The organism is Shinella sp. GW821-FHT11G07, from assembly GCF_058808115.1.
In genome coordinates, this window is the sequence record NZ_JBXARJ010000007.1 from 229,667 (window position 1) to 246,057 (window position 16,391).

Here is a 16,391-nt window from a genome sequence, read left to right on the forward strand (position 1 = left end):
AAAGACAGTGAATATCGCGATCGCACCGTGCTGCTGGGGCGTCTATTGGCCCACCGGCAACGACCTCGGCTGGACCGACTATCTCGACCGCATCGTGGCGGCCGGCTATCGGCACACCGAGCTTGGCCCCTACGGTTATTTCTCGACCGATCCAAAGGTGCTTTCGCACGAACTCGACCGCCGCGGCCTCTCCGTGGTCGCGGCGGCCAATGTCCACACGCTGGCGGATCCGGAGACGGTCGGGGCACTGGCGGAGCGGACACACCAGATCTGTGCGTTGCTTTCTGCCGTTGGCGGCACGCATTTCATCCTGATGGACGAGTCGGAATTCTATCCGAAGGACCGGATGGGTGTCGTCGATGAAGCGGGCTGGCGCACCGTCGTCGACCTCACCACACAGGCCGCTCGCATCGTGCGGGAACATGGCCTGCAATTCAGCTTCCACCCCCATGTCGGCACCTGCGTCGAGCATGAGAACCAGATCGAGCGGCTGCTTGCCGAGACGGATCCGGCGCTGGTTGGCCTCTGCCTCGACACCGGCCATCACGCCTACTGGAAGGCCGATCCGAAAGACTTCTTCCTGCGTCACGCAGCGCGCATCAACGCCATCCATCTCAAGAATGTCGACGGTGCCTTCCGTGAAAAGGTTCTGGTCGAAAACATCCACTGCGACCGTGCCTTTGAAGAAGGCATCATGACCGACCTCGACCGCGGCGTGGTCGATATCGCCGATTTCATGCGCACGCTGATCGCCCATGGTTATGACGGCCCGCTGGTCGTCGAGCAGGACCTTGCGCCGAAGCACTCCGAGACGCCGGAGGCGATCGCGGCGCAGAATTTTGCCTTCGTCTCCTCACTGTTGCGGGAGCAGGCAAGCCGATGAAAGTTACGGTTCACAACAATCCTGCGGCAATCGGCGAGCATCTCGCAACCCGCATCCTTACGGAACTGTGCGCTGCCAATGCCGCCGGACGGCCCTATGTGCTCGGCTGCCCCGGCGGGCGCAGCCCCATGCCGGTCTATGAGGCGCTGCAGCGGCAGCTGGCCGTCCGCCCGGTCGATTGCTCCGGGCTGATCGTGGTTATGATGGACGAATATCTGCTGTCGGGCGCACAAGAACTTGTTCCGCCGCCGGCTTCCGCACACTATTCCTGCCGCGGTTTTGGCGAGCGGGAAATCGTCGGCCGGATCAATCGGGCTCTGCCGGCAGACCTGCGCATGCCGGCGGCGAATTTCCGCATGCCGACATTGCGTGAGCCCGAAGCCTACGACGCGGACATCGCAGCGCTCGGTGGCATCGACCTCTTCCTTCTGGCGTCCGGCGCGGGTGACGGTCACATTGCCTTCAACCCACCGGGCTCTGCCCGTGACAGCCGAACGCGCATCGTGACGCTCGCCGAACAGACGCGGCGCGACAATCTCGCGACCTTTCCTGAATTCCGAGGGCTGGACGACGTGCCGACGCATGGCCTCACCGTCGGCGTCGGCTCCATTGCAACCCTCTCGAAGGCGGTTGCTATGATTGTCTGGGGCGAGGGCAAGCGTGAGGCTTTCCGGCGCCTTTCGATCGTTTCCGCTTACGACCCTTCCTGGCCTGCGACCATTGCGGTCGAATGCCGGAATGCCGAGTTGCATGCCGATGCAGCCGCTGGAGCAGCCCCATGACACGGCACGCGATCGGCATCGACGTCGGCGGCACCAAGACCAAGGGCTGCATCGTGCGGCTTTCGGATGGCGCGGTCGTCGCTGAACGCACCGAGGCGACGCGTTGCCAGGATGGCGGCGCTGCGGTGCTCGATCTCGTCTGCGCGCTGGCAGCTTCCATGCGGGAGCGCGGGGACAGAGAGGCGCTCGATGTCACGGCGCTCGGCATCTGCCTGCCGGAACTCGTGACGCGCACCGGCGAGCCGGCCTCGGCCTGGAATTTCGACTGGCGCGGTCTCGACTATCGCGAGCGCCTCGGCGCCTTCGGCGCGTTGCACATCGATAGCGACGTGCGCGCCGCCGCCTTTGCGGAGGGCTGGATGGGCGCGGGCAAGGGCATCGATCCCTTCGTCTACGTAACCATTTCCACCGGCCTTTCCCATTCGCTGGTCATCGGTGGAGTGCCCTATGAGGGCGCGCGTGGCTTTGCCATCCACTTCTCCGGCAGTGATCTCGTCGCCTTCGACGGGCCAAACCGTAACCGCCAGGTCCGCCATAATCTTGAGCTTTTTGCCGGCGGCAAGGCGCTCGGCGAACGCTACGGCACGGTGATCGACCGGCCGGAGACGACGGCACTCGACCTTTTCGAGGCAGAAGCGCACGATCCGCGGGCGGCGGAGATGGTGGCAAACGGGCTGCTCTCGCTCGCCTCCTATCTCGGCCAGCTCGTCAACACGCTCGACCCGGCAGTTCTTGTGCTCGGTGGTGGCATCGGCAGCGACCCGAAGGTGACGCCGCGGCTGGCGGCGCTGACGCGTCCGTTCATCTGGGCCGACGGCGCACGCGACATGCCGATCATGCCGAGCCGTATCGGCGATGCCGCCTGCGCCATCGGGGTGGCGGCGCTTGCGGCCAAGGCAAATCCGGCAAAGGGCCGCCGCGGCTTTGCGCACACGACAACCAGCAAGATGGAACGGCCATGAGCGGTATCGATCTCATCAACGTCGTTAAGCGCTTCGGCGCACTGACCGTCATCGACGGTGTTAATCTCAACGTTGCCGAGGGCGAGTTCGTGGTCTTCGTCGGCCCGTCCGGTTGCGGCAAGTCCACGCTGCTGCGCATGATCGCGGGGCTGGAGGAAATCTCCGACGGCGAGCTGCGCATCGCCGACAAGCGCATGAACGAGACACCGCCGGCCAAGCGCAACATCGCCATGGTCTTCCAGTCCTACGCGCTGTACCCGCACATGAATGTCGAGCGCAATCTCGGTTTCGCGCTGGAGACCGCCCGGCTTCCGGTCGCCGAAATCCGCGAACGCGTGGCCAAGGCTGCGAAATTCCTCAAGATCGACCACCTACTGGAGCGGCGGCCCGCACAGCTCTCCGGCGGCCAGCAGCAGCGTGTCGCGATCGGCCGCGCCCTCGTGCGCCAGCAAAAACTCTTCCTCTTCGACGAGCCGCTCTCCAACCTCGATGCCGATCTGCGCATGGAAATGCGCGTCGAGATCGCTCGCATCCACCGCGAGGTGAAGGCCACCACCGTCTACGTCACGCATGACCAGATGGAGGCGATGACGCTCGCCGACCGCATCGTCGTGCTGAAGGACGGCCGCATCGCCCAGATCGGCACGCCGATGGAGCTCTACGAGCGCCCGGCCAATCGCTTCGTCGCGGGCTTCATCGGCTCGCCGCGCATGAATTTTCTCCCCGGTCTTCTGGCCCGCGAGGGCGAGGAGAGCGTGCTGTCGCTGTCTGGCGGACGCCACCGGCTCGCTGCCCATGACTATGCGGGCGACGTCACGCTCGGCATCCGGCCGGAAGACCTGATACTCGGCGGCGGCGATGCCGCGCTGGAAGCGGAAGTCCTGCTCGTCGAACCGCTTGGCGGTGAATCCCTCGTTCATCTCAATGTCGGCGATGGCCGCTCCATCGTCGCCAAGGTGCAGGGCAAACCCGATATCCGGCCGGGCGCCAACACGCTCGTCGGCTGGAGGAACGAGCGAGCGCACCTCTTCGACAAGGATGAACGCGCGCTGCTGCCGGGGAGGGTGTGACATGGCGAACGGAGCGATGCGCATCGGCCTCAATGCGATGCGGGCGCGAACGGCCTGGCTGTTCCTCGCGCCGAGCCTCGTCGTGCTCTTCGCGGTCGCGCTCTGGCCGCTTGGCCGAACCTTCGTGTTCTCCTTCACCGACGCCTTCCTCACTGAGCCGGACATTTACGACTATGTCGGCTTCGAGAACTATTTCACCTTGTTCGAAGATCCGCTCTGGTGGCAGTCGGTCCGCAACACGCTCTATTTCACCGTCATCTCGGTCTCGATCGAGACGGTGCTGGGGCTCGCCATCGCCCTTCTGTTGAACGCCCACATTTCCGGCCGCGGCCTGATGCGCGCCGTCATCCTCATTCCCTGGTCCATTCCCGTCGTCGTCAGCGCGCGCATGTGGCAATGGATGCTGCATGACCAGTTCGGCATCCTAAACCATGTGCTGAAGCTCATGGGCCTCATCGATAACGGCATTGCCTGGACGGCCAATCCGGACCTCGTCATGCCGGTCATCATCGCGGTCGACGTCTGGATCACCACGCCCTTCATGGTGCTGCTCATCCTCGCTGGCCTGCAGATGTTGCCGAAGACCCTTTACGAGGCGGCGTCCATCGACGGCGTGCCGGAATGGCGTCAGTTCACGGCGCTGACCCTGCCGCTGCTGGCGCCCAGCATCGCCGTCGCCGTGCTCTTCCGGCTGCTCGATGCGCTGCGCATGTTCGACCTGAGCTTCGTTCTGTCCTCCAACAGCGACGACACGAAAACCGTGTCGATCTATGCCCGCGAGGTGCTGGTCAATTTCCAGGACATGGGCGTCGGCTCGGCGGCGAGTGCTGCCATCTTCCTGATGATCGCCGTGGTGACGGCGGTCTACGTGACCGTCTTCCGGCTCAACCGCAGGCTCCTGGGGGTGTGATATGGTACGCAGTGCAGCAAACAGGCGTCTTCAGCGCATCGCGATTTACACGCTCTTCGGCGTGGTCGCGCTCTACACGCTGTTTCCCTTCTACTGGATGATCGCGTCCTCGCTGAAATCCGGCCAGGCGATCTTCGACGTCACCTTCCTGCCGGACCTGAAATTCAACAACTACGCAGCGATCCTGTCCGACGGCGTGTTCCTGCGCAGCCTGCTGAACTCGCTCGTCGTCGCGGCCTCCGTCGTCGCGCTGTCGCTGGGGCTTGCCATCGCGGCCGCCTATGCGCTCGGCCGCATCGATTTCCGCGGACGTTCGCCGATCATGTTCCTCTTCCTTGCCGTCTCGATGTTTCCGCAGATCGCGCTGCTCTCAGGCCTCTTCGAGATGATCCGCTGGCTCGGGCTCTATAATACGCTCGGCTCGCTGATCTTCGCCTACATGATCTTCACGCTGCCCTTCAACATCTGGGTGTTGACGACCTTCATGCGCAGCCTGCCGCGGCAGATCGAGGAGGCGGCCATCATGGACGGTTGCTCGCCGCTGCGCATCGTGCGCTGCATCTTTCTGCCGATGATGGGGCCGGCGCTGATTTCGACGGGGCTGCTTGCCTTCATCGCCTCGTGGAACGAGTTCCTGTTCGCGCTCACCTTCATCCTCACGGACGAGAACCGCACGGTGCCGGTGGCGATCGCGCTTATCTCCGGCTCCAGCCGCTACGAGTTCCCCTATGGCGCGATCATGGCCGCGTCGACCATCGTCACGGTGCCGCTGATCGTGCTGGCGCTGCTCTTCCAGAAATACATCGTCTCCGGTCTGACCGCCGGGGCGGTCAAGGGATAGGCCCCGTCCGGGGCAGAAAGGTCTTGTCATGCGTATCGTCCGTGTCGGTCTGATCGGTCTTGGCGAGGTGAGCCAGCTCATGCACTTGCCGATCCTTGCCGATCACCGCCATCTGTTCGAGATCGCCGGCGTTTTCGATGTCTCGCCGAGCCTCACCGCCTATTGCGCCGGGCGCTATCCCAATGCGCAGGCCTATGAAAGCGCCGAGGCCCTCGTCGCCGCACCGGATATCGACGCCGTCTTCATCCTGACGCCCGACCAGACGCACCGCCACTATCTCGACCTGGCGCTGAAGGCTGGCAAACACGTCTTCCTCGAAAAACCCGCCTGCCTGACGCTTGGCGAGATCGATGACGTGATGCCGCTCGCCCGTCAATCAGACCGCCTCGTCTTCGTAGCCTATATGCGGCGTTATTCGGCAAGCTTCCTGAAAGCCAAAGAGATGATGCCGGCGCAGGAGGAGCTGCGATACGTGCGCGTGCGCGATCTCATCTGCGAAGGCCCGTTCTTCATTCGCCAGACGCGCAACATCTTCTATCCGAACGATCTCGACGCCGGTTTCCTCGCCCAGTCGCGCGCCGACACGGAGGCGCTGCTGCGCGATGTCGCCGGCAAAGATGCCTCCCCCAGCCTCATGCGCGCCTACCAGGTCCTGACCGGCCTGTCCTCGCACAGCCTGTCGGCCATGCGCGAGCTGATCGGCCTGCCCCAAAGGGTGATCGCCGCCCATCACAAGCAGAACGGCGAGCAGATCGTGGCGCTCTTCGACTATGGCCACTTCACCGCGATCTACGAGGCGTTGATCGACAATGTCGCGCGCTTCGACGCCCGCATCGAGGTCTATTCCGATCGCCGCCGCCTCAGCTTCGGCTACGACACGCCCTATATCCGCAACCTGCCGACCGCGCTGGAGGTGACGGATTCGACGGATACCGAGACGGAAACCCGGGTCTTCGGGCCGAACTACACCGATCCCTTCGCCATCGAACTGCGCGCCTTCCACGAGCATCTCGTGAGCGGCACGACGCCAAAGACGACACTCGATGACTCCCGCCAGGATCTTGCTTTGATGGCGGAAATCGTCGGTCGCCTGCGAGAAAGTTCGCAGCTATAGCGGGAAGACCAGCAACAGCATCGGGGTTCGATATGGCAAAACGTGGCACCGTCCGGGAGCGCATCCTCAGCGCCGCCGAGGAGATCGTCGTCAACGAGGGCGTCTCCTCGCTCACCTTCGATAAGGTGGCGGAAGTGACCGGCCTCAGCAAGGGCGGCATCCTCTACCACTTTGCCAGCAAGGACGCGCTGGTGCGCGCCATGGTCGAACGTTTCGTCTACCGCTTCGAGACTGGCCTCGCCGGGCTCGAAGGGACGGACGACGAGCCGCATGGCCGCTACACGCGCGCCTATGTGGCGGCGACCATGGGCGATGCCGCCAGCACTGGCGACGAGTACGACCGGCTCGGCGCCAGCATCACCGCGGCGCTGTCGAACTTTCCCGATCTTCTCGAAATCGTCCACCAGCAGAACATCCGGTGTCAGGCCGCCGTCGAAAAGGACGGCCTCGACCCGGTCGACGCGACGATCATCCGGCTTGCCATCGAGGGCATGTGGATGGCCGAGGTGTTCAACGTCATGCACCTCGACCCCGCCATGAAACAGGCCGTCATCGATCGGCTGATCGCCCGCACCCGTCCCGAGAGCGCCACCCCCTAGCGCTTCATCGTTTTAAAGAAGGAGTTTTCCATGGGCTACAAGCCTTCCCCCCGTCCCGTCTTCGACCGACCGAGCCACATTCCCTATGCCGGCGTCACGCGCCATCTGTGGGGCGAGGAGAATGCCGGTCTCGTGGACGACTGGATCTATGCCTCCACGGAAAACATCCATCAGATCGTCTTCGGTATGCAGCCGGGCGGCTGCTTCAAGCATACGGATGCGTTCCGCACCATCTTCGGCGCCGACGAACTGCTTTACGTGATCAGCGGCACGCTCGGGCTTGCCAATCCTGAGACCGGCGAGGTCTGCATCGCCAAGCAGGGCGAGGCGCTGTTCTTCCGCAAGGACACCTGGCATCACGGCTTCAATCTCGGCGAAGAACAGGTGCGCGTCCTGGAGTTTTTCGCGCCCCCGCCGGCCAAGGGAACTTCCGGCCCCTATGCCCGCACCAAGCCGCTTCTCTCGGAGAACCGCTACATCCAGCAGGAGTTCCTGGGACGCTGGCCGATGGAGGCCACGGCCCGTGAGAAGGCCCGCACGATCCACCCGATACGCGACTCCGAAATCCTCTTCAGCCTCGATGCCGAAACACAGGGCGCCTACACCGGCTTCTACTGCGCAACGGACCAGCTGACGGTCGGCAAGACCACGGTGCTCGGCGGCAAGCGCACGTCCATCGAGCGCCACAAGGGCGACGAATGCCTCTATGTCGTCTCTGGCGTGCTAAACATCCATATCCCGGATGCCGAGGGCCAGGCCTGGTTCGAGCTCAATCCCCGCGACGGCTTCTACATCCCCGCCGGCTTCGATCACCAATACTTCAACATGTCCCAGACGCCCTGTGAATTCGTCTTCGGCGTCGCACCGGATTTTTAGGGTAGGGCACCGATCTGAAAAATGACCAGAGGCATGATGGGCTTGTCCCACCGCTGGGGCACATCACGTTGTTTGAGCTTGTTTGAGAGGGAGGGTGGCTGTGGCTGAGACCAAACGAGCGTTTCAGTCGCAGCTTTCCAGTGCGCCATAGCGTGCAAGCGGTAGAGGCGGATGGAGAACGCAAACCGTTTTCAGCGTGGCGGGACGAAGAGTTGAGAAGGTCGAGGCGAAGCATTGCAGCGATCCTGGCGATCGAAAGCCCAGCATCATTCATTGCCTCCTAGTACAGCTTTCCCGTCTCGGAAGCCTGTAAATCTGAAAGCGCGGTCTTGAAGAAACATTGGGAATCTCCGGAGAACGCAACCTCTCCGGAGGCGACCCGCTATTAGACCTCCGAAAGGTTCTCCGGAGGAGGCTATTGTTTCCGACGCAGCGCTTTCGGGGCTACACTTCTTCGGCGGCGTGACCGTCAGATTGCCTGCAGTTTGAAATCGCTTGCCGCTACCGGCATGACCGTCTTGAGGAGCGCCACCGATTTTTCCAGCCCTTCGACGCTGTTGAGCAGCACGTCCTCGTGCTCGATCGAGAGCCAGCCGTCATAGCCCGCCATCTGCAAGCGATAGCAGAACTGCCGCCACCAGGCTTCGCCGTGGCCGAAACCGAGCGTGACATAGGACCAGCTTCGCGCGGGAATGTTTAGCAGCGAGCCGTTTTCCAGAAGCGAGGTCGTCGCCTGGATCGGCGCATTCAGCATCGTGTCCTTGGCGTGGACATGAAAGACGGCATCGCCGAGCGCTTCGGCCGCGACTAGTGGATCCGCCCCCATCCAGAAGAGGTGGGACGGGTCGAGATTGGCGCCTACGACCGGGCCGACGGCCGCCCGCAGCTTCAAGAGTGAAGGGACGTTGTAGACATATTGATTGCCGTGCAGTTCCAGCGCGATACGCTCCACGCCGCACTCCCTGGCGAGCGCGACGGTGTCCGTCCAGAACGGCAGGAGCTTTTCCTCCCACTGGTAGCGCAGGATCTCCTGCGTTTCCGGCGGCCAGGACGAGACGATCCAGTTCGGCATGAGGTCACCCGCACGGCCAGCCGGCAGGCCAGACATGGTGCAGACGGTCTTGATACCCATGTCTCCGGCAAGCCGGATCGTGTCCTTGAGGCATTCCCCTTGCTCGGGCTGGGTCGGGTGCAGCGGATTGCCGTTGGCGTTGAGCGCAATGATCTCCAGGCCACGATCCTCGAAGGCCTTGGTAAAGTGGCGTCGCGCGTCGGCGCTGCTTTTCATCGCCTGAAGATCGAAATGGGGGGCCGTGGACCAGCCGCCGGTGTTCACCTCGACGCCCGAGACACCGAGCCGCGCGGCGTTGTCGAGGAGGGCGTCGAAAGACAGGCCGCCGAGGCTGTCGGAGACGAAACCGAGTTTCATAGGAGCGTTTCCTATCGTGCGTTGTAGAGAGAAGGTTTGTCCATTGCGGCGAGGCCGATGCGCCTGCCTGTGCGCAACGCCTCGACGCCGGCTTCGGCGACAAGGGTCGCGCAATAGCCGTCCCAACTGTCGGAGGCGATTGCGGAGAACGTGCCGGTTCGAACGAAGTTGATGAAGGCCTTGTTCTGCAGGCGGTAGGCTTCCGCAAAGCGGGGGCGCCAATCGGCTGGATAGTGTTCGAATGCCATGAGGTCGCTGTTGCGGCGCGTATGGACGGGGGCATTGAGCTGGATCGATCCCTTTTCGCCAACAAGCTCACCGCGCACGTCGTAGCCATAGGCTGCGTTGTTGTTGACCTCGATGTTGACGAGCTGGCCCTTGTCGGTTTCGAGGACCATGAAGACCGGCGCTCCGGTTTTCGCCGTATCGATACCGGCGGGCTGAAAGACCGATATGGCGGTATAGTCGGCGTCGAGCATGAAGCGTGCGACGTCGAATTCGTGCGGCGCCGAGTTGGTGATCGCCATCTGGCCGGTGAAATTCGCCGGTGCTTCAACATTCCGGTGGGTGTTGTGCATCATGATCGCCCGGCCGAGCGAGCCGTCTGCGAGCGCGGTCTTCATATCCCGATAGGATGGGTCGAAACGGCGCATGAAGCCGAGCTGAACAAACCGGCGTTCGCGCGCGACCTCCGCGGCTATGACCGCGCGGCATTCGCTTGCATTCTGCGACAGGGGTTTTTCGCAGAGCACCGGCTTTCCCACCTCGATTGCGGCAAGCGACAGGGGGGCGTGGGTTTCATCGGGACTTGCGATGATCACCGCGTCGATGTCGTCGCGCCGGATCGTCTGGAGCGGATCGGTGGAGATGTCGGCCGCGCCACAATCCTCCGCGATCGCACGAGCGCGCGCCTCGGACGCATCGCAGACGACCTGCAACACGGCTCCGGGCAAATCCTCCGAGACAATCCGGGCGTGGTCGGCACCCATGATGCCCGCACCGATGATTGCAATTCTGACAGACATTCCACGTTCCTTGTTTTCGAAGGCGAGACCAGGCGAGGATGCGGGCGAACGATGTCCCGTGACGTTGATGCAGGTTGGGACCGGAACGAGCGCTCGGTGCCTCGTGATCGCGCCGTGCCGGGAACCATGCCTTCCTCAGCTTGACGGTTGGATTATCGAGATTGAAATGTCATCATTCAACGAGCGTAGCGGGCATTTTCCGATGTATTTTACATCAATAATTTCGCATTGCGGCAATTCACGGCAAACGCTTCAGGCGCTAAGTATTCGGCGTACGGTTGTTCGATCCCATGATTTGAATCGCATCAGCTAGTGAGGGGAAAATGCCAAAACCCGCGAAGCCCGGAACCTGGAAAGGGCCATCGGTTCACGAGATAGCCAGGATCGCCGCAGTCGGTTCCGCAACCGTCGACCGGGTGCTCAACAACCGCAGCGGCGTGCGGGAGAAGACCCGGGCGCGGGTTCTCGCGGCGCTCGAAAAGCTGCGCCATGAGAGTGCCGACAGCGACGTCCCGGTGCTTATTCGCCTGTTCTGTGAATCGGGCGAAACCTTCAATGCAGCTATGGCAGCCGCCGTGTCGGAAGTGAACCGCACGCAGGCTGGCATTGATGTACAAGGGGTATATGTGACGACGAGCGACGCCGAGCCGCTCGCCTTCGCGCGGCGAGTCGAGCAGGGAGGTGGCGAGGCTGATGGGGTCGTCGTTATCGCCCGCGAGCACCCGGCGACCAACCGGGCGATCCGAAAGCTTCGCACGCTCGGCCGGCCGGTGATCTGCCTCACGACGGATCTGCCGAGTTCACGAAGAAGCATCTATGTCGGGAACGACCAGTACGCCGCCGGAAGTGTCGCGGCATTGCTGATCGGCAATGCCTTGCCGAAGGTCAGCAACAGCATTCTGATCGTCATGAGCGTGCCGTTTCGTTGCCAGCAGGAGCGAGAAATGGGGTTTCGGCGCGTGCTGCGGTCCGATTTCCCCTATCTGAAGATCGAAGAGCGCGTGATGTCGGACGACAGGCCGGAGAGCACATGCGAGCAACTGACGCGGTATTTCGAGGCGAATGGCCATCCGGCTGCGATATACAACGTCGCGGGTGCCAATCGCGGAATCGCAAAGGCGCTGGAGGCTGTTGGCAAGGTGGGGGAAACGGTGTTTGTCGGGCATGAATTGTCAAACCATTCCCGCGCGCTGCTTGAGGCCGGGGTCATGGATTATGTTATCTCGCATGATTTTGCGGCCGAGCTCGCGTCGGCAGCACGATGGATCAAGAGCAATCTGAATGGCGTGACCAGTGAACCGGGCTACTCGCAGATTCTCGTTCATACGCGGTACAACTGTGGTCTTTAGCGGAGCGCGTGCTCCTATCCCAACCAAAGGAACGTGCGGGTCGTCGCTAGAGCGTCCTACCTCTTCACGTTGCCCTTGATGGCGCGTTTGCCTCAAAAATCCCGTGGCTGGTGATGTAGTTTGCATCATCTTATTCAGATTTTTTGAATAAGCGAAATATTTTCAGTAATTTGAGTTCTTAGCGCCCATCGAGTCAATTTGATGGAGAGACGATCAGGATCTGGCCTATGAAAGGCTTGTGAATCCTCTCCCCCATCCATGAAAATACCTCCCAGCGATCTCGTCTTCAGGCGGCCCGAAGATAGCCGCAAACGCTGACGCAATGCCGAGTTCACTCCCGGTCTGGAATAAATGTTGACATAATGAAATTAATGCAATTAATGTTGCATCTAGGAGTTCAGCAGGCGACGTGGAGGTTGCTTGTGATGCCGTCTGAAGACGACTGAGCAACCCGCTCGCATCGATAACTCCGTCTACCCATTCAAGGAGGAGGAACCTTATGAGAATTGGAAAAAGCATCCTGTATTCTGCTCTTTTGGCGTCGGCTGCGCTTGGGGGCGCCCATGCTCAGGACGGCGAAAAGCAGTATCGCTTCGTCATGGTCTCGCACATCGGATCCAACGATCCGAACATGAACTGGCTGACGACATCCCTGAAGGAGTTCGAGGCGAAGTATCCGGATGTGAAGACCGAATACATTTCCACGAACAATTACTCGGTTCAGGAGCATGTCCGCCTGCTCGAGCAGGCGATCGCAACCCAGCCGGACGGCATTGCCGTGCCGATCGTCAGTTCCGATGCCTTTGAAGGCCCGCTGCGCAAGGCGATCGAGGCCGGCATCCCGGTCGTCGCCTTCAACATCCCGGACGGTCGGCCCGATGGCGAGCGCATTCCCTATCTCACCTATGTCGGCGGCGACGAGTTCCTGACGGGCAAGAAGCTCGGGGAATACGCGCTGACGAAGGTCGAGGCCGGCGAAATTCCGAAGCCGACGCACGTGGTCTGCGCAAGTCATGACTCGGCGCATCAGGGTCTCAAGGCGCGCTGCGCCGGCATGAAAGAGGTGATGGAGAAGGCGGGCGCAAAGTTCGACGAACTCTTCATCGGCGCGGAGCCGGCAACGGCGCGCAACACGCTGCAATCCTTCTTGCAGGCCAATCCGGACACCAACTATATCTTCACGGTCGCTGGCTGGTCGTCCCCCTGGGCGTGGGGTGTGGCAAACGAGATGAAGCTCGATCCTGACGTCGACGACAAGGGCGTCACCGTGCTGACCGTCGATGAAGGTCCGGTGTCGATCGAAGGCGTGCGCGCGGGGCATATTCTCGCGACGAACAGCCAGGGTTTTTGGCTGCAGGGCTACGCACCGATGGAGTGGCTGTATTGGAACAAGAAGTTCGGATACGCGCCCCAGCAAAGCATCCTGACGGGTCCGCTCGTGATCAACAAGGATAATGCGGATCAGTGGGCCGAGCAGGTCCGCGGCGTGTTCGGCGACAAGGCCTACGACGAACAGAACACCTGGTAACCGGTACCCTCCCGGGCGAGGGCGGCTGGCCTTTCTGGCAAGGCCGGCTGCCCTCATTTGCGCCTCCCGCAGCGCATATCAACGAGCAGGATCAAGAACCATGAAGTACCTTGTCCGCAGCCAGGGCTTCGGCGCGACCATCGGCGTCATCGCCATGCTGGCCGTTTTCACAGCGATCGATTTTTCCGGATGGTGGACGGTGCAGACCCTGTCCAACGTCACGCAGTTCACGGCCATCCTCGCCCTGGTGGCGTTGGGGCAGGCCCTTGTGATCATGACGAAGGAGATCGACCTGTCCGTCGGGTCGATCTACGGGCTGACCGGCGTGGCCTTCATAACACTGGAGCCCTCTCTCGGCGTGCCCGGCTCTCTGGTCGTGGCTCTCCTCATTGCGGCGGCGGCCGGGTTTATCCAGGGAACCGCTGTTGTGAAAGGTGAGCTTCCATCGATGATCGTCACGCTTGGCGGCCTGTTTGCGGCGCGCGGCATCATCTACGTCTGGACGGGCGGATCCGTCCACAATTTCTCCCCAGACGCTCGCACTCATGCCCTGACCCGGCTCCTGGGTGGAGAGCTCTTCGGTGTTGCAGCGGCCATCTACTGGGTCGGTATCATTTCCGTCCTGCTGGCAATCATGCTCTGGGGCACCCGTTTCGGGAACCGGCTTTTGGCGACCGGCGGCAGCCGGGAAAGCGCTGAATCGCGGGGTGTCCGCACCGATCGCGTCAAGACGGCGGCCTTTGTCCTCTGCTCCCTCCTCGCAGGCTTCGCCGGCATCCTGACACTGTGCAACCAGCCGCAGACCCATGTGACGCTCGGCGAGAACATGGAACTCGAGGCCATCTCGGCAGCGGTGATCGGCGGGTGCCTGCTGACTGGCGGGCGAGGGTCGATCCTCGGGGTCATCCTCGGCGCCTTGATCGTTGTCAGCTTCCGCTACGAGCTGACCGCGCTTGGCGCACCATCATCCTGGTACATCACATTCGTCGGCGCCGTTCTCATCGTGGCGGTTATTTTCAATCAGAAGCTTGCCCGCTTTCTCGGGCACAGCGTTTGACGCGGGAGGACGCTCAAATGACCCAACAACCCCTGATCCAGGTGAAAAACCTCGACCTCTATTTCGGTGCCTTCCACGCTCTGAAAAACGTTTCGGTCGATTTCAACGCTGGCGAACTGATCGGTCTGGTCGGCGACAATGGTGCCGGCAAGACCACGCTGATCCGCGTTCTGTGCGGTATCCACGCCCCGTCGAAAGGTGAGGTCTTTTTCGACGGGAAGAAGGTCGAGAAGTTTCACCCGAAGCTCGCCATCGACCAAGGCATCGAGACTATCCAGCAGTCTGTCGGCCTTTGCGACAACCTTTCGATCGCGCGGAATTTCTATCTCGGGCGGGAGCCGGTCAAACGCATCCTCGGGATACCGTTTCTCGATTTCGGCAAGATGCGCGAGAAATCCAGCCGCGTCATCCGCCAGTTCGGCCTTCGCGAGAACGTCTCGGCCGATGACGAGGTGGAACGGCTGTCGGGCGGTGAGCGCCAATCGGTCAAGATCGGCCGGGCCGTCGAGTTCAAGAACCGCGTCGTGATCATGGACGAGCCGACCAACCACCTGTCGGTGCGCGAACGCGAGCATGTCAACGAGTTGGCGGTGCAGCTGAAGGAGCAGGGTCTGCTCGTCATCTACATAACGCACGACATCTTCCAGGTGCACAAGCTCGCCGATCGCATCGTCATCATGGAAAACGGCGAGAAGGTTGCCGATGCGTCGACCGACAGCATGTCGGCGGAAGCGCTTGAAGACGTCATCCGCCAGGGCGGTCGCGTCGTCGAGAAGGAGGCGGTCTGATGGCGCTCTCCGCAGCAAAGCCCCTCATTCGTCGCCACGCGGAAATCGGCATCTTCCTGATCGGCGCCATCCTGATCGTCATTTTCGCATCGACCTCGGACGGGCGTTGGGCCAATCTCTACAATATCGGCACGATCATGCAGGTGACCGCGACGCTCGGGCTGATGAGCCTGGGTGTCGCCATCGTGATCGGGACCGGCGAAATCGACATTTCAGTTGGGTCGACCTTCGGCATGGGTGCGCTCGCCTACCTCTGGCTTGCCGCCCGTGTCGATCCCGTGTTTGCCGCGTTGGCCGCCATCGCCGTTGGCGCGGCTATCGGTTATGTGAACGGCTGGCTCATCACCAGAACCAAGACACCCTCGCTGATCATCACCCTTGGAACGCTGATGATCTTTCGTGGCATCGCGATTGCGCTGACGGATGGCTTTTCGTTTTCCATTCCCTATGCCGCGCGAAACGGCTGGACCTACTTTCTTCTCGGCGGGGGCGATTTTCTCGGCTTCAATACCGCTCTGTTCTGGTTGATCGCGGTCTTTGCTATTCTCTTCGTCGTCCTGAAGGCCATGCCATTCGGCAACCGGCTGCTGGCCGTCGGCGGCTCGGCGGACAGTGCGCATTCGCGCGGTGTGCGTGTCGATCGCATCAAGCTGTCCGCATTCGTCATCTGCGGTATGCTCGCCGCCTTTGCCGGCGCGCTTGAGGCTGGAAAGCTCGGATTTGCCGATGGATCCATGGGGCGACTGATGGAGTTGCAGGCCATTGCCTCCTGTGTTCTGGGCGGCTGCCTGCTGGCTGGCGGGCGGATCTCGCTGATCGGAGCCCTGATGGGTGCATTCGTCCTGTCCTCCATTCAGTCCTATCTGGTCGTCACCGGTGTTCAGCCGCAATGGTTCATTCTCATTCTCGGCCTCATCGTCGTCGGGGCGGCCTATGGCGACAAGTCGCTCCGGAATTGGGCGATCCGCAAGTAGCGGCACCTTCTCTCACCCTGTCTGACCGTATCGGCGCCGCTCACCGGCGCCGATTTTTTTGTCTTTCTGATGGGTGATTTCCCGTTCGTGCGCCATGGCTGCGAAGTGTGTTGACATTCCATTATCTGCAATTAATGTTGCTCCTTGAGGATAAGTGCAATTATTCAATCCCGGCAGTGGCTTGCGACGTGCAACAGGCGCGTC

16 protein-coding genes are annotated in these 16,391 nt (G+C 61.8%); 14 read left to right on the forward strand and 2 right to left on the reverse strand.

Annotated features, from left to right (window positions below; all coding sequences use genetic code 11):
* The first annotated feature begins 7 nt into the window (after window positions 1–7).
* Genes AC1RT2_RS15780 through AC1RT2_RS15820 form a run of 9 tightly spaced genes read left to right on the forward strand, consistent with a single transcriptional unit; the run spans window position 8 to window position 8,037 of the window.
* Entirely contained in the window at window positions 8–883 is an 876-nt protein-coding gene (locus tag AC1RT2_RS15780) for a sugar phosphate isomerase/epimerase family protein (RefSeq protein ID WP_493103309.1), read from the forward strand.
* Window positions 880–1,665, forward strand: coding sequence for a 6-phosphogluconolactonase (locus AC1RT2_RS15785; protein WP_493103311.1), 786 nt, complete (start codon window positions 880–882; stop codon window positions 1,663–1,665). Before AC1RT2_RS15780 ends, AC1RT2_RS15785 begins: the two co-directional genes overlap by 4 nt.
* A complete protein-coding gene (locus tag AC1RT2_RS15790; RefSeq protein WP_493103313.1) occupies window positions 1,662–2,627 on the forward strand; it encodes an ROK family protein in 966 nt (321 codons plus the stop codon). The genes AC1RT2_RS15785 and AC1RT2_RS15790 overlap by 4 nt, the downstream gene beginning before the upstream one ends.
* Window positions 2,624–3,697, forward strand: a complete 1,074-nt coding sequence (locus tag AC1RT2_RS15795) for an ABC transporter ATP-binding protein (protein ID WP_493103315.1) — start codon at window positions 2,624–2,626, stop codon at window positions 3,695–3,697. The genes AC1RT2_RS15790 and AC1RT2_RS15795 overlap by 4 nt, the downstream gene beginning before the upstream one ends.
* 1 nt (window position 3,698) lies before the next feature.
* Window positions 3,699–4,607 carry a carbohydrate ABC transporter permease gene (locus AC1RT2_RS15800; protein ID WP_493103317.1) on the forward strand — a complete coding sequence of 303 codons (909 nt, stop codon included), beginning with the start codon at window positions 3,699–3,701 and terminating at the stop codon, window positions 4,605–4,607.
* A 1-nt stretch (window position 4,608) separates the two neighbouring features.
* A complete protein-coding gene (locus tag AC1RT2_RS15805; protein WP_493103319.1) occupies window positions 4,609–5,448 on the forward strand; it encodes a carbohydrate ABC transporter permease in 840 nt (279 codons plus the stop codon).
* A gap of 28 nt (window positions 5,449–5,476) precedes the next feature.
* On the forward strand, window positions 5,477–6,562 hold the full coding sequence (locus AC1RT2_RS15810; protein ID WP_493103321.1) for a Gfo/Idh/MocA family protein: 1,086 nt from the start codon (window positions 5,477–5,479) through the stop codon (window positions 6,560–6,562).
* A gap of 32 nt (window positions 6,563–6,594) precedes the next feature.
* Window positions 6,595–7,161: a TetR/AcrR family transcriptional regulator gene (locus AC1RT2_RS15815; RefSeq protein ID WP_493103323.1), complete on the forward strand. Its 567-nt coding sequence runs from the start codon at window positions 6,595–6,597 to the stop codon at window positions 7,159–7,161.
* Window positions 7,162–7,191: 30 nt separating this feature from the next.
* On the forward strand, window positions 7,192–8,037 hold the full coding sequence (locus AC1RT2_RS15820) for a cupin domain-containing protein (protein WP_493103325.1): 846 nt from the start codon (window positions 7,192–7,194) through the stop codon (window positions 8,035–8,037).
* Window positions 8,038–8,506: 469 nt separating this feature from the next.
* Here AC1RT2_RS15820 and AC1RT2_RS15825 read toward each other — a convergent pair whose 3' ends face one another.
* A complete protein-coding gene (locus AC1RT2_RS15825; protein ID WP_493103327.1) occupies window positions 8,507–9,466 on the reverse strand; it encodes a sugar phosphate isomerase/epimerase family protein in 960 nt (319 codons plus the stop codon).
* Window positions 9,467–9,477: 11 nt separating this feature from the next.
* Window positions 9,478–10,491, reverse strand: a complete 1,014-nt coding sequence (locus AC1RT2_RS15830; protein ID WP_493103329.1) for a Gfo/Idh/MocA family oxidoreductase — start codon at window positions 10,489–10,491, stop codon at window positions 9,478–9,480.
* Between the two features lie 323 nt (window positions 10,492–10,814).
* On the opposite strand from AC1RT2_RS15830, the gene AC1RT2_RS15835 reads away from it, so the two are divergent.
* From AC1RT2_RS15835 to AC1RT2_RS15855, 5 genes are all read left to right on the forward strand, one after another.
* Entirely contained in the window at window positions 10,815–11,840 is a 1,026-nt protein-coding gene (locus AC1RT2_RS15835) for a LacI family DNA-binding transcriptional regulator (protein WP_493103331.1), read from the forward strand.
* 499 nt (window positions 11,841–12,339) lie between these two features.
* Window positions 12,340–13,368: a sugar ABC transporter substrate-binding protein gene (locus AC1RT2_RS15840; protein ID WP_493103333.1), complete on the forward strand. Its 1,029-nt coding sequence runs from the start codon at window positions 12,340–12,342 to the stop codon at window positions 13,366–13,368.
* Window positions 13,369–13,468: 100 nt separating this feature from the next.
* Window positions 13,469–14,425 (forward strand): ABC transporter permease, encoded by a 957-nt coding sequence (locus AC1RT2_RS15845; RefSeq protein WP_493103335.1) that lies wholly within the window; start codon window positions 13,469–13,471, stop codon window positions 14,423–14,425.
* 17 nt (window positions 14,426–14,442) lie between these two features.
* Entirely contained in the window at window positions 14,443–15,213 is a 771-nt protein-coding gene (locus AC1RT2_RS15850) for an ATP-binding cassette domain-containing protein (RefSeq protein ID WP_493103337.1), read from the forward strand.
* Window positions 15,213–16,187, forward strand: a complete 975-nt coding sequence (locus tag AC1RT2_RS15855) for an ABC transporter permease (protein ID WP_493103339.1) — start codon at window positions 15,213–15,215, stop codon at window positions 16,185–16,187. Before AC1RT2_RS15850 ends, AC1RT2_RS15855 begins: the two co-directional genes overlap by 1 nt.
* The last annotated feature ends 204 nt before the right edge of the window (window positions 16,188–16,391 follow it).